The 13,970-nt window shown below is 40.1% G+C and carries 13 protein-coding genes; 4 read left to right on the forward strand and 9 right to left on the reverse strand.

Annotation, left to right across the window (positions count from 1 at the left end):
- Positions 1–37: 37 nt before the first annotated feature.
- From I595_RS11495 to I595_RS17410, 5 genes are all read right to left on the reverse strand, one after another.
- The gene (locus tag I595_RS11495) at positions 38–1,012 is read right to left on the reverse strand and encodes a CsgG/HfaB family protein (RefSeq protein WP_172675944.1); all 975 of its coding nucleotides are present in this window, start codon (positions 1,010–1,012) and stop codon (positions 38–40) included.
- Positions 1,013–1,290: 278 nt separating this feature from the next.
- The gene (locus I595_RS11500; protein ID WP_157449731.1) at positions 1,291–1,749 is read right to left on the reverse strand and encodes a hypothetical protein; all 459 of its coding nucleotides are present in this window, start codon (positions 1,747–1,749) and stop codon (positions 1,291–1,293) included.
- Positions 1,750–1,881: 132 nt separating this feature from the next.
- Complete coding sequence (locus tag I595_RS11505; RefSeq protein ID WP_054559582.1) at positions 1,882–2,550, reverse strand: response regulator; 669 nt, start codon at positions 2,548–2,550, stop codon at positions 1,882–1,884.
- Between the two features lie 9 nt (positions 2,551–2,559).
- The gene (locus I595_RS11510; RefSeq protein ID WP_054559583.1) at positions 2,560–4,419 is read right to left on the reverse strand and encodes an ATP-binding protein; all 1,860 of its coding nucleotides are present in this window, start codon (positions 4,417–4,419) and stop codon (positions 2,560–2,562) included.
- A 126-nt stretch (positions 4,420–4,545) separates the two neighbouring features.
- Positions 4,546–4,692: a hypothetical protein gene (locus I595_RS17410; RefSeq protein WP_157449732.1), complete on the reverse strand. Its 147-nt coding sequence runs from the start codon at positions 4,690–4,692 to the stop codon at positions 4,546–4,548.
- Between the two features lie 315 nt (positions 4,693–5,007).
- On the opposite strand from I595_RS17410, the gene I595_RS11515 reads away from it, so the two are divergent.
- Together I595_RS11515 and I595_RS11520 are read left to right on the forward strand one after the other, a co-directional pair.
- The gene (locus I595_RS11515) at positions 5,008–5,820 is read left to right on the forward strand and encodes a hypothetical protein (RefSeq protein ID WP_157449733.1); all 813 of its coding nucleotides are present in this window, start codon (positions 5,008–5,010) and stop codon (positions 5,818–5,820) included.
- A gap of 13 nt (positions 5,821–5,833) precedes the next feature.
- Positions 5,834–6,451: a hypothetical protein gene (locus I595_RS11520; RefSeq protein WP_054559585.1), complete on the forward strand. Its 618-nt coding sequence runs from the start codon at positions 5,834–5,836 to the stop codon at positions 6,449–6,451.
- 2 nt (positions 6,452–6,453) lie between these two features.
- On the opposite strand, the gene I595_RS11525 is transcribed toward I595_RS11520, so the two are convergent.
- The 4 genes from I595_RS11525 to hemN form a co-directional block, all read right to left on the reverse strand.
- Complete coding sequence (locus I595_RS11525) at positions 6,454–7,377, reverse strand: FlgO family outer membrane protein (RefSeq protein WP_054559586.1); 924 nt, start codon at positions 7,375–7,377, stop codon at positions 6,454–6,456.
- A gap of 207 nt (positions 7,378–7,584) precedes the next feature.
- Complete coding sequence (locus I595_RS11530; RefSeq protein ID WP_054559587.1) at positions 7,585–8,004, reverse strand: CBS domain-containing protein; 420 nt, start codon at positions 8,002–8,004, stop codon at positions 7,585–7,587.
- 313 nt (positions 8,005–8,317) lie between these two features.
- Positions 8,318–9,139, reverse strand: coding sequence for a universal stress protein (locus tag I595_RS11535; protein ID WP_054559588.1), 822 nt, complete (start codon positions 9,137–9,139; stop codon positions 8,318–8,320).
- Positions 9,140–9,157: 18 nt separating this feature from the next.
- On the reverse strand, positions 9,158–10,516 hold the full coding sequence (hemN, locus tag I595_RS11540; protein ID WP_054559589.1) for an oxygen-independent coproporphyrinogen III oxidase: 1,359 nt from the start codon (positions 10,514–10,516) through the stop codon (positions 9,158–9,160).
- Between the two features lie 386 nt (positions 10,517–10,902).
- Here hemN and I595_RS11545 point away from each other — a divergent pair, with 386 nt between their 5' ends.
- Together I595_RS11545 and I595_RS11550 are read left to right on the forward strand one after the other, a co-directional pair.
- Positions 10,903–12,744 carry a glutamate-cysteine ligase family protein gene (locus tag I595_RS11545; RefSeq protein WP_054559590.1) on the forward strand — a complete coding sequence of 614 codons (1,842 nt, stop codon included), beginning with the start codon at positions 10,903–10,905 and terminating at the stop codon, positions 12,742–12,744.
- 2 nt (positions 12,745–12,746) lie between these two features.
- Positions 12,747–13,940: a M14 family metallopeptidase gene (locus tag I595_RS11550; protein WP_054559591.1), complete on the forward strand. Its 1,194-nt coding sequence runs from the start codon at positions 12,747–12,749 to the stop codon at positions 13,938–13,940.
- Positions 13,941–13,970 lie beyond the last annotated feature (30 nt).

Consider the following 13,970-nt stretch of genomic DNA (forward strand, 5'->3'; position numbering starts at 1 on the left):
TTCTAAGGGTTTTGTGACTGCTTATAAGAGCCGGTGGTTATTTTAATTCATTAATAATCTCCAAACAAGCGTCGTTTTTTGGGTTTAGCAAATACGCGTCTTTGGCATTTTGTAGACTGGCATCATATTCTCCATTAAAAAGTTGCATTTTAGCTAAGTTGTAAAGTGCAAAAGACTTGGCTTTTTCGTCACGTGTTTCTTTTGCAATCTCCTTGATTTTTGCATAGCCTCCATCAAAATCGTCAATTTCCAAAAGGGTAATTGCCTTTTTGAGGTCTTCGTTGAATTTTCTGTGGGTCTGAAAATCAATTTCATATTCTTTTTGGTGAACGGTAAATAGCTCCCTGAACTGTTGTCCAATTTCTTCTTTTGCAAATTGAAAAAATTCAACAGAATTTAGGCTTGGTGGGGTCTGACAATCGTATTTGGGTCCTTCTCTATTGATTTTGGATTTTAACGTTCTTGAGAAAAGTACCTCTGCCGTTTGCAGATCTATTATTTTGAGATTTACATCTAAACGATAAACCCCAAGTCTTTTTTGAACGGGACATCCATTTCTAATGAGTGAGCGGTTTCTATCGATGCTCTGGGCAAAATTATCGGTCTGGATTCTGCCAAAAATGATTAGGCCAGAACCATAAAATTTACCTATTTTTCTTATTTGGTTTTCGTCTACATACCCACTACGTTGAAAATCTAATTCTTTCAACAAGGATTTAGTTTTAGCCCTATCTATTAATTTTAGGCCATTAATTTCCGTGACCTGGGTTACAAATTCATCATAAATGTCAATAGTGTGATTATCCTCCCTTTTGATATCGTTGACGATTTCTGAGATAATAACACTTTTTGTTTTTGAGATGTCAAATACGGGCTGCTTGTCCACCATATAGGTGATGCTGCTCCAGCTTTGGTTGAAGATGCCCCCAATGGAATTATTTTGCGCATACCCTTGTTGATAGATAAAAACTGATAAAACAAGAAATGTTGTTATGTGATAGTTAATCGCCATTGGTATTCCTTTTGATTTCTGCCAGCGTTTACCTTTAGTATAGGTTAGGGGATTTTGGAAATTAGGTCTCATTATTCTTAAAGTCTTTCGTTCTAAAAACAAACCTATACCCTACTAAACACTATTCCTTACGGGTATCCGTAATGCCCTCTGAGAGGACCTAAAATTTGTTTAAGTGCAAAAGAATTGGGTCAAAATGCACCATTTGACCATTATTGTACATGGCGTGAGCGTAACACTTAGGTTGCAACCCTATAGACTAGCAAAAAGCAGTCTCACTAATTAACGATCAAGTCTACGGCTCCATTGGTCAATAGATTGGCCTCCAGAATAAATTCATTGACATTTACGCCATCATCGATGGACATGGATGCCGTATTGGGAGATATACTACCCTCATTATGTGCATACAGCAAGATGTAGTTGTAGCCATCAAATTCAAGCGTGGTGCTTACGGTAAACTTATCACCGGGGCCCTCCAAAAGACGCTCTGCGATCAATGCCTCGCCGTTCACATAGATGGTCACAATATCTCCGTCAATTCTTCCGTGGTCCCAAACGGAGATGGCAATTTCACGGTTGGCTACATTAATTTCTCCTAAAACCTCATTTTCTCGGTCTAGAAAGGTGTTTGGTACAATGCTAATGTCATTTCTGGTAGGTCCATCATCGGTACTACAACTTGTGATTAGAATTAAGAAAAATACAAGTACGGAACTTCTTATGTTTTTTTTCATTTTAATAGTGGTTTTTGTGTGTGAGGCAAACCTAATACCGTCAAACATGTGTTCCATACGGCTTTCCGTAGCGGGGTGGCTTAAGCCTATATTTTTGTTAAACTGCCAAAAATAAACGTTGAAATACACTGGTTATACCCACCCAAAGTCCTTACCCATGGCCACTAATTGTGTAACGGTTTTGGCATTGAGTTCCAGCTTTAGCCTGTTGAGCTTTTTTTCAATGGAGCTGATACCGCTGGGTTGGATGTTTTTTTTCTGAAAAAACGCTGAGATTTCTCTCTGGTTTAACCCAAGGGAGAGTTGGCGTAGAAGTTCAATATCATATTCGTCAAGCTCAAACACCGTTTTTCGGTCTATGAAACTGGATACTTCAGGAGCTAGATATTTTTGGTTATTGGCAATGGCATCCATGGCTTTTATCAAGTGTTTTAAACCTTCCCTTCCCTTGACCACATACCCGTCTATATTATATTTTTTTATTAGGGATTTCACTTTCATGGAACGGTCTTCCACAGAATATACGATGGCTTTTAGATCCGGTTGCTTTGCTTTTAGGGTTTTCACCAGTTCATTTCCTGAGTTAATCTGGCTTTTTCGGTGGTCTCTCTTAAAAGAAAGGTCTGTGATGACCAAATCAAAAGGTTGTTGGGTTTGTTGGGCTCTAAGAAATTTTAAGTAGGCTTCATCGCAGTACAGGGCCTGTTCCACTTCCCTTGCCGCAGTTTTTTGTTTGAGCATCTGTACAATGCCAAAGCCAATGCTATCCAAATCTTCGACCACCAAAATTTTCTCAAACATTTTCCCTTGTTATATGGGTAAGGTACATTGTACCTTAAAACCCTTGTTGGGTGCAGAATCAAAGCTAATTGTTCCTCCATGATTTTTGGTACGGGTTTCCGTATTGTAAATTCCCTCACCTCTGTTTAGGGGCAGTTGCACACCCCTGCCATTGTCTGTATACCAGAAATTAAGGTTGTTTCCCAATTGTTGAAAACGGAGGGATACCGCAGTGGCCCCGCTATGCTTTTTCATGTTCACCATAAGTTCGTTCAGTACTCGGTACAAGGTGATTTTTGTTTCACTGGGGATGCTGCCCCATTTCACCTTGTCCATGCCCAGCACGGCCATCGTCATATCGTCGCTCCTGAATTGGGACAACAGGTTCCGTAATTCTTCCAAGAAGTTCTCTGTGTCTATATGTCCGGTGGCATGGGATATATTTCTGGTACGCTTATAAATATCATCTAGGCCTTGTAATGCAGCTTCTTTAGGAAAAGGATTTTTATGTTCCATTAGGGTCATGACGCCATAAATATCGTTGGCCAATTCGTCATGAACCTTTTTGGAAATTCGTTTTTCGGTAGCATAAACTTCTTGTAACTTTTCTTTTTTGTGGCGTTGTTTCAAAAAGAAAACTAAAAAAGTACCGATGAGCAATAAAATTACACTTAGTGCCAGAAGAAGGATTTTTTGAAGTTGTTCTCTCGCCAAATCTGTATTCTTCCGTTCTTGTTCGGCTTCAAGCCTGAGTATGGATAGTTGTTTTTGTTCATCATCGTATTTCATTTTGGCGAATTGGGTCTTTACCGTTAATCCTACTTGATACAAACTGTCTTGTAGAAAAACATAGCGGTTTCTAATCTTAACGTTATTGGGCTGCAGGTGCATTAGGTTTTTTAAGGCATCTTGTTCTGCTTTTGGAATTTTCAATTGTCTTGAGAGGTGGATGACGGTATCAAAATATTTTTCCGCTTGCTTGGGGTAATCCTTTGAATGGTATTTTCCCAAATGCGAGTAGCTTGCTATTTGTCCGCGCTTGTCGTTTTTCTCTTTTCTAATCTTTAGCGCTTCAAAAAGTTTTGGTCTTTGCTGTTCTTTACCATTTTTCCATTCCGCAAAAGCTAAATTATCTAGAACCCGTGCGTAAAACCCGGTTTTTTGTTCTACCAAGGTATCTGCCAACAAGGGTTTTAATAAACTAATGGCAGAAGCGTACCGTCCCTGATTGATTAAAGTGGATGCTAAATTATTTTTATAAGCGAGAATGTCAACGGAGTCTTTAGTGGTAGCTATGGCAAATTTATAGTAAGAAATGGCATCTTCATGATTGGAAAGTTTGTTGTTATTGGCTGCCAATTCGCCATAAATGAGCCCTAAATCTTTGTTGGTTATGCTGTTTTTAGGGTAGCGAAGTGCCTCGGTCAATGTTTCCTTAGCACCAAAAAAATCGTTGCTTATATTTTGCAAAACTGCCTGTCGTAGTAGTCTCTTTAAAGCTCTACTGCTATCCGGAACTTGTAGATAATAGTTTTTCGATACATTATTGTAATAATACGCGCTATCCATATGGTGGGCTACATTCTCATAATAATAGGCCATTAAATGGTAATACTTGCCCAAACTCAAAAAGTCTGAGCTAGCTGTAGCATACTCGGTGAGTTTTTTGCCTTCATAGAACAGACTGTCATACTCTTTTAAAGAAAAATGAAGGTTACATTTAGAATAGCGCATAACAACCTTTAAAGAGTCATTTTTGGTATGGGTTCTTAAGGCCTTATGGAGATATTCTTTTCTTTCCATGGGTGAATAGGCCATGTCTTTTGCCTTATCGTATAAATGTAAGATCGCTTTTTCAGAAGAAGTGCGTTCATCATGCGCGGTACCCATCTTTTTACAGGAAACAAGAATGATAAAAAAAAGTAAGAGATATGAAATACGCACAGAAACCTTTATGGTAAATGTATTTAAAAAAATCAAATCGCACCTAAGGGGTGCGATTTGACCTATTCTTAACTAATTCTCGGGTTTATCATCTGGCTTTTCCTCTTCTCCCTCGGTTGCTATTTCAAAAAGTGATTCTTCGTCCGCAACTTCGGTTGTTTCACATGAAGCCAAAATCAAAATGGCAAGCAAACCGATACTTCCTAAAAACTTGTTCATAAGTAACAGGTTTTAAAGATTAATACTCGGTAGTGTTCGAGCCATCCCTACCGCTATAAATGGCTCTTCTTTATTCATGAATAGATAGGCAAGCGACCGTAGTGCTAAATAAAGTCTTAAACCAAGTTTTTGTTTCAAGCAGTTTATTGTCATCCTTTTCGTTATTGCCTTTTATGGAAAGTTTGACTATGTTCGCTATGCGCTATGGAAATATTTCTTGTGTAAAAGAACCAAAATCATAGGTGGGCACAAATTTTTAGTCACTTTTGGATAGAAATGGACAGGTATGTACAAAGTTGAAATAACAATTAACGCTTGAAAGTAGATAAGCATCTTGCTTACAGAGAGGGAATTTTGACTAAATACCATACAGATAGTGGCGGTATGATCGCTGGGTATCCCAATCCTACATTGTCTAAAATTAGGGAAGCGGTTAAAGCTTTGTTCTATCAAGGTATTTCCAAAGAAGATAGTAGATTTTTAAAACGGTTTTTGCGGATCAACACCCATGAAATTACGGATGCTGATTTTCATAATTTAAGCCGGTATAAAGTCATTAGAAGGTTTTTAGTGGGAAAAAGCCTGAAACCTCAGGAAAGCGAGGCAATTGAGGTACTTGCTTGGTTGGTGAATTTTAGGCCAAGGCCTTTTTCCAACTATATTGGTTTGGATGCTGGTCAAGCAGGGTTGGATGGAACAGATACCAAACTATCTAACGAAATAGAGAAGGTGCTTCTTTTTTTAAAGGAACTGGATGCACTATCAAATTCGATTGATACCAAGGCTTTTGCAACTATGTTTGACCAACGTATTGCAAAAGCCTTTGAGGCGTCTTTTAATAAATGGGGAGAAACGCAATTGGAGCCCTTAATCACCTCAGTGATAGATGATAAGTTCGTAGAAATGGAGGTTAGGCTTAAAAAGCTTATTCGCATCAACAAAAAAATGGGGCTATTTGGTTTGGTTTTTTTGCCAACAATGACCCTTGAAAAATTGAAGGAGGAACTTGCTTTTGATATTTTGGATGCCATTGGGGACTTTTTTAACGCAGCCTTTGTTGCCGATGACAATGGTGATATTCATATAGAAGATGAAGACCTTGATGGGATTTTAGAAGATTTACTGTAAACAAAATAAAATCATGTTTCAAAGCCGTAGGCAAAGAAAGTTAAAGAATTCCTTAAGCTTGTTGTTGAAGGTGTTATTGGTAGTAGCTGTGTTGGTGAAACTGTTTGATTGGGACATCAAGGAATTTTTTTCGGGCGCGGCAGAGGACAAGACAGAGATAAAAACCTTGATCGAAGAAAAGGATACCTTGACTATACCTTTAGTTAAGGCAGATTCCCCTTTAATAGAAGCACAAAAAAGTGAAGTGGCAGTAAATCCAACTCCCAATTCAGCTAGCATCTATATTTTTAATAAAACAGGATTAGATAAAATTGTAGTCAGTCACGTTGAAAATACCTTTTTCACCAACTATAAGGTTAAAGCAGGTGGCTCTGTGAATAAGAGCCGATTACTGAACGGAGATTTAAGTTCATCTGCTTCTACGGAAGTAGTCTGTGTTGGTTCTACGGATTACAGCTTTTACACCAATAGTCAACAATTGATTACCTGTAAGTTACATCTGTTTTTTGATACTTACAATAAAAATACGGGTACTAAGCTCCAAGCGCTGTCACAATCCTACTCCGTAAGTGGTGTCGGTTTTACCGATGCAGAAGCGTTAAAAGTTGCCTTAAGAAAAATACACCTCTGAAATTATTTAATGGTGTAGGTTTTGGATTTACAGGTCTCCACCTTGAGTTCACCTTTGTCTTTTAAATATTGTGCATATCTAGTACTATATAAATTTCTTTCACTTCCATTGAATTTCTCTTCGTCCACAAAAACATTCCAATTAGATATAAAAAAAGTTAAAGGTTCGTTTCCTACTTGATAAATGCATTTTGTTTCTTTGGATTCTAAAATAACTGTTTTTCGTCTTCTCGAGTATAATTGAACATTTTTACTTGGGAAGTAATAAATCCCAATAATAATCTTTTGAGATGAACTATTTGCAAAGCAAACATCACCTGTAGAAGTTTTTTTGCAGTTTTCATCAACGGTTTCTGGATTATTTACAGTTTCATTGGAGCTTAATTGGCTATTGAATCCTCTATTGGTTGAGTTACCACCATTAACACTGACCCCTAAATAGGATGCAATATTTTCGTTCAGGGCAAGATTGCCCATAGAGGCCGCAAACTGAAGGGCAGTTTCGGTATCCAATGCTTTGGCCCTAACCTTAACCACAGAATTTAATACAGTGTATGTTCCTGTAATAATCACATCTACTGCTACAATTTTTCCAAGTTCTTTAGCGGTGTTTTCATCAATATACCCTTCTGAATTTAATTGGTGCTCTTTTAAAAGAACGTTCAAATGGTTGCGGTCTATAACCTCAAACTTGTTGCCAAAATTGGTAAGATAAACGGAAAAGTCTTCGGTTATATAGTTGCCCAATGCCGTTTTTTCTCCGTTTTCGGTGAAGAATCCCCAAACGGCAACTTTTGTTTTTCCCTTACTTTCTATTTTTTTAGAAAGCCCAGCCGCGAGCTGTTCCAGTTGGCTATCAAAATCTTGCCCTAAGCTGTGGGAAGCAATAAAAAGTAAAGAAAGGATACATACATTGGAGAATTTCATGTTTGGTTGGTTTTATGGTATATCTCGCAAAGTCAATAATTTCTTTGGAAAAAACAAATACCTTACGGAAACCCGTAACGATTGATTCTCCAATGTAGAGGCCTGGTGTTTTAAAAACCAAAAAAGGGAAAACTTCCTAAGAAGCTTCCCCTTAATGGAACTCAGCTAATCCCCCTTAGCTGATGTTTAACGTAAATCAATCAACAATTAATATTGCGCCAATAAGTAGTTGATGAGGTCTGTAGTGGTAACAATGCCCACCAAAGTCTCGCCATCCACCACGGGCAGCGCATGAAATTCCTTTTGCGCCAAGAAAGCAGCCACTTCCTGGATGGTGGCCTGTGGAGCTACGCATATCACATCTTTGACCATCACCTGCTCAATGGTGAACATATTGTAAACCATGGTGTCTACATCTTGTTCGTGTTCATCAATGGCATCGGCAAAGCTGATGCGCATTAAATCCGTATAACTGAGCATGCCCAATATCTGGTCGCCAGCCGTTACGGGAATATGCCTGATCCTGTTTTTTTTGAAGAGCTCTTCGGCGGTTACTAAATCATCTTTTGTACTTAGGGTGACCACATTTTTGGTCATTATCTGGGATACTGGAACACGCTTTTTCATGAGGAGTTGTTTTAAATTTCTTACTTAAAGATAACTAGCCATACCTGCAATAAACATGATAAAAATCATATCATCACTAAAAGTTTGTTGGCTTGCTTAAGGAAAAAAGGAGGTGTTTTTAACACCTCCTTTTTTAGTATTCAAAACGGGATATCATCCGTACGGCATATCAGTTTGGTAATCATGGATACAGATTTCTAGGGTCACGTAGCGGGCGGTTTGTATAAAATAGTTTATGTTGCTACTCCATACCCCTAAAACAGTATACCAATGCCCTTTAAGTTTATGACCCTGAAAAGGCCATTATTTTTCCTTATATCTTAAAGGTGATTACCGGTATTTTACTGTGGTTGGCAATGTCTTCACCAATACTTCCCATAAAAAAATGGGCAAGGCCGGTACGGCCATGTGTTGGTATGCCTATCAAATCCGCACCATTGGTTTCGGCATAGTTTAAAATGCCTTTTTCCACAGTGTAGTCATTATATATGTCCACATCTAGGCTCAATCTACCTACATTCATAAACTTGGAGATACGTTTCTGTACGTCTTCCGTGCTTAAGAAGTTATCTGCTGGGGTATTGATAAAGACCATTCTTAGTTTCGCCCCCAAACGGTCCGCAAATGCGATGGCCTTCTTGGCCGCAGCTATACTTTCTTGTTTAAAATCACAAGCAAAGACAAAGCGTTCTACTTTAAATTGGGCCGTTTCACCTTTGATGACCAATACGGGAATCACAGAATCACGCACTACGCGTTCCGTATTGGAACCAATAAAGATTTCCTCCAGCCCATCCGCACCGTTGGAACCCATGACGATAAGGTCTGCATCGTGTTTTTTGGCCACATCATCCACTTCGCTAAAGACCCTGTAATGTTTGATGATGGGTGTTACCTTAATATCCTTTAAATAAGGTTTGCTTAGAAAATCGTTAAAGCGTTTTTCGGTAATTTTCATCAGGTGAACAATATGGGCCTGCGGCAGATATTCCGTGTTTCCGGAAATGGCGGGTGAGAGTTCCAACATATGTAGGACCAACAGTTCTGCCTTGCTCTGTTTGGCTAGTTTTGCCGCTACTTTAAGGGCTATTTCTGATTTAGGGGAAAAGTCGATAGGTACAATGATATTTTTCATGTTGTTTGGGATTTAATGTTATACGGTCATTGAAAAAAGTCTTGTTTCTGGTCGTTTTCGTTGTAATTTTAAGTCAAACGCCATACTTATATTTCTGATAAAGGGTCTCCCTTTTGGGGTGACCTTAATGCCGTGGGGATTAACGGTCACCAAACCATCCTTTTCCAGTTCGGTTACCTTGTCCAAGATGTGCTGTGTGTCCAGTCCATTGGTAGGGGTTAACTGCCAATTGGTTTCAAACCTGCACATGAGGTTTAAAATATGCTGGCGGATAATTTTGTCCTCTTCATCTAATACATGGCCCCGGTATACGGGAATGATATCATGGGCCACCAAATGTTGGTACTCTTCAATGTTTTTCACATTTTGTGCAAATGCGTGCCAACTATCACTGATGCTAGATGCGCCCAAACCAATCATTAGCTTGGTTTTGGAAGCGGTATAGCCCATAAAGTTTCTATGGAGATTGCCGTTATTGCTAGCGGTATAAAGACTATCTGTAACCAAGGCAAAATGATCCATGCCAATGTCTATATAACCTAAAGCAGTCAATTGTTGTTTGCCAATTTCATACTGTAGTTTTTTGTCCTCTGTCGTTGGTAGATCGGCATCTTTATATCCCCTTTGGCCATTTCCCTTTAACCACGGAACATGGGCGTAACTGTAAAATGCCAATCGGTCTGGGCGTAGTTGGTTGGTTCTAGCTATGGTATGCTTTACGTCATCAATGTTTTGAAAAGGTAGTCCGTAAATAATATCGTGCCCCACAGAAGTATAGCCAATTTCCCTGGCCCATTTGGTCACGTTTTCCACATTTTTAAAAGGTTGTATGCGGTTAATGGCGCGCTGCACATTTTCATTATAATCTTGTACACCAAAGCAGACACGCCTAAATCCAACATCGAACAGGGATTGCAAGTGGTCTTTGGTCGTATTATTAGGGTGGCCCTCAAAGCTAAGTTCCGCATTTTTGGCCTTATCCGCCAGTTTAAATATCCCATGGATCAGCAGCTGTAGGTTCTTAGGCGAAAAAAAGGTGGGCGTACCACCTCCAAGATGTAGTTCTTTGATGATTGGTCTTGTCCCCAATAGGTCTCGGTATAGGGACCATTCTTTTAAAACGGATTTTATATACGGCAGTTCTACCTCGTGTCTTTTGGTAATGCGTTTATGGCAGCCGCAAAAGGTGCACATGTTCTCACAAAAAGGGAGATGGATGTAAATGCTAATGCCCTCCTCTTTGCTTTCCTGATAACTTTGTTTTACGCTGAGCTTCCATTTTTTATTGCTAAAACCATCGGTTTCCCAGTAGGGCACCGTTGGATAACTGGTATACCTTGGACCAGGGATATTGTATTTATGGGTTAAACTGCACATACCTTCTAATTGAAGGAACAAAGCTAAAAGATACCGTCCGGTTGAAATATGACAATTGTCAGGTATTGGTAATCAATAGGTTTGTGATATGACAATTGTCATAAAATAAGAGCAGCTTAGCTGCTACATTTGGGTACATGGCATAAGGTATGCACGACGAGGAATATTCTTGGCAGTTGACCTATGGGATGGGGTTTGGATTTTTTGTCCTAAACCAATAACATTGATAAAGGCCTTGGCCAATACTGCGGTCTTGGCTCAACACTTTTATGGGGTTGTGCGCAAGATTTCAAGGACAAGCTTAACCTACTTTGTCTTAAGGTTAAAACTCAAGTTAATTATAAAACCGGCAAAGGTTGCCTACCCTTGCCCAAAAAGACAACAAAATGGGTGAAATGATTTTAAACACGGAAACCAATCGGGCGGAGCAACAGCTTTTTATAAAACACTTGGTTGATGATGTAAGGGCATTGGAGTTGCTTTTACAGAACTATACTTTTGAAGATGATGTCATCCGCATTGGTGCGGAGCAAGAGTTGTGTTTGGTAGATAACAACTATAATCCTGCCGGCGTCAACCTAGAACTGTTAAAGGCCATTGACCATAAGCAGTTTACCACGGAATTGGCTAGGTACAATATTGAAATTAACCTAGATCCTTTTGAGTTAACTGGGGATTGTTTTACAAGGGTAGAAAGTCAGCTACGGGAATTATTGAAAATTGCAGGCAACAAGGCAAAAGAATTGGATATTCATTTGTTGTTAGCTGGTATTCTTCCCACGATATCAAAAAATGAGGTTTCTTTGGATTATCTCACACCAATACCGCGATACTATGCATTGAATGATGCCTTAGTGGCCAGCAAGGGCGGTGATTTTAAGTTAAAGATACGTGGGGTGGACGAGCTGTACATAAAGCACAATTCCGTGCTTTTTGAAGCCTGTAACACCAGTTTTCAAATGCATCTGCAAATCCCCTCCCATGACTTTATTTCCAGCTATAATTGGTCACAGGCCATTGCGGGCCCCGTCCTTTCTGTATGCTGTAACTCGCCCATGTTAATGGGAAGGGAGCTTTGGAAAGAAACTAGGATTGCGTTGTTTCAACAGAGTTTGGATACCAGAAAATCTGGTTACGTTCTTCATGATCAAGCACCACGCGTGGGATTTGGCACGCGTTGGGAAGAAGGTTCCGTGGCAGAAATATTTAAAAAAGATATTTCCAAACATCGGGTGTTGCTCACCAAATCCATCAAGGAAGGTTCCATGGACCAGATTAAAAAGGGCCTAGCGCCACAGCTAGAGGCACTGCGCTTACACAATGGTACCGTGTACCGTTGGAACAGGCCCTGTTATGGCATAGGAGGTGGCAAACCCCATCTAAGGATTGAGAACAGGTATATTCCTTCCGGGCCTTCCGTCATTGATGAAATGGCCAATTTTGCTTTTTGGGTCGGGTTAATGAAAGGTAGGCCAAAACACTTTGATCATGTGCCGTCCCAGATGGATTTTAAGGCGGTAAAGACCAATTTTATCAAAGCGGCACGCACCGGCAAGGAAACCATCTTTCAATGGAAAAATGAATTTCTAAGTGCCAAAAAACTGGTGCTAAAGGAATTATTGCCCATAGCCTACCAGGGTTTGGAAAAGATGCATATTGATTCTGCGGATATAAAAAGACTATTGGGCGTTATTGAAGCAAGGACAAAGGGTACCTCCGGTGACCAGTGGCAGGTACGCAACTACCGGAAATTGCATAAGGAGTTTAAAACCAATGAATCCCTGCAGCTATTGACCAAGGCCATCTGCAACAACCAAAAGGATGCAATGCCCATACACCGGTGGGCAGATGTTAAGGTATCAAAGATCAAAGAGCCGGCCAACATAACGGTAAGTGACCGGATGACCACCCATTTATTTAAAATGAACGAGAAGGACTATGCAAGCTTGGCATTGGCCATAATGGAATGGAACAACATTAACCATATTCCAATAGAAAATGACCAGGGACAGTTTACAGGTCTGTTAACATCAAGCTATCTTAAAACCTTGGATATTCCGCTAGAGTCCAGTTTGGTTGGTGCTATTATGGTCAAAGATGTACTTACGTTGGGCCCAAATGCAAAATTATCCGAGGCAGCGGCCATAATGCAGTCCAAAGGTATTGGATGCCTACCTATATGTGACCACGGCTCTATTATAGGCATTCTCAGTAAAAAAGATCTCTAAGTATGATAAAAACCCAAGGTTCCATTATAGCGCCTAAGGTACGGCCAAATAGGCTTATCAAGGTCCTAAAAGGAGCAAAGGATGGACCAACCGTGGTGTTTTTTGGAGGGGTTCATGGAAATGAACCTGCAGGGGTGCAAGCCATTGAAAAGGTTTTAGGAGGGCTACAACAAGAACAGGGCAATATCTTTGGCACCGTATATGGCATTGCCGGAAATTTAGCTGCCTTGGAGTTGGGTGTGCGCTATAGGACAGAAGATCTAAACCGTATCTGGCAGCAGGAAAGAATTGAGGAAATTAAAAGTCAGGATGCTAGCAAACCACATCATGAAGCGCAAGAACTACGGGAAATTTACGGGCAATTACAGTTGATTTTAAACACCCATCAACCCCCATTTTACTTTATTGATATCCATACGACCTCCAGTCCTACCAGCCCATTTATTGTGATGAACGATAGTCTGTTGAACAGGCGGTTCACAAACCATTACCCCCTGCCAAAGGTGTTGGGGATAGAAGAGTACCTGCATGGCGCCCTTTTGAGTTACATCAATGAATTGGGGTATGTCTCCTTTGGTTTTGAGAGTGGGCAGCACAATGATCCAAAAGCGGTGGAACATACGGTTCATTTTATGAAGTTCTCCTTGGGACTCGTAGGTTCCCTGCAGGTAGACAAGGTATGGTTGGCAAAGGAGCGGATGGCTCTGCAAAAAACGTCTGCCATACCAACAACATTTTTTGAAATTACCTACGAGCACCATATCAACCAGGCAGATAAATTTAAAATGTTACCAGGTTACGTAAATTTTCAAACCGTGGTGCGGGGAGATGAAATTGCGATATATAACGGCAGCACCATCAAGGCAAAAAAAAGAAATCGTTTATTTATGCCGCTGTACCAAAAGCAGGGTAGTGAGGGCTTTTATTTTATACGACCAATACCCCCATTTTTTCTTTGGCTGTCCAAGCAGCTTCGGAAGTATAATTTTGACCATATGTTAACCTGGCTCCCGGGCATATCTTGGAAAGACCGGACCAAACGGGGATTGCTCATCAATACCAAAGTGGCCCGCTTTATGGCCAAGTCCTTTTTTCACCTTTTGGGATACCGGGTACGCAGCAAAGGAAAGCACCAGCTATTACTAAGAAGTAGGGAGGCTGCCTCCAAAGATGCGCAATACCCCAATAGATGGTAGCTGTTGATTCATGGATAACACTGTTACCAG

The sequence above is a fragment of the Croceitalea dokdonensis DOKDO 023 genome, from assembly GCF_001306415.1.
Classification (GTDB): Bacteria; Bacteroidota; Bacteroidia; order Flavobacteriales; family Flavobacteriaceae; genus Croceitalea; species Croceitalea dokdonensis.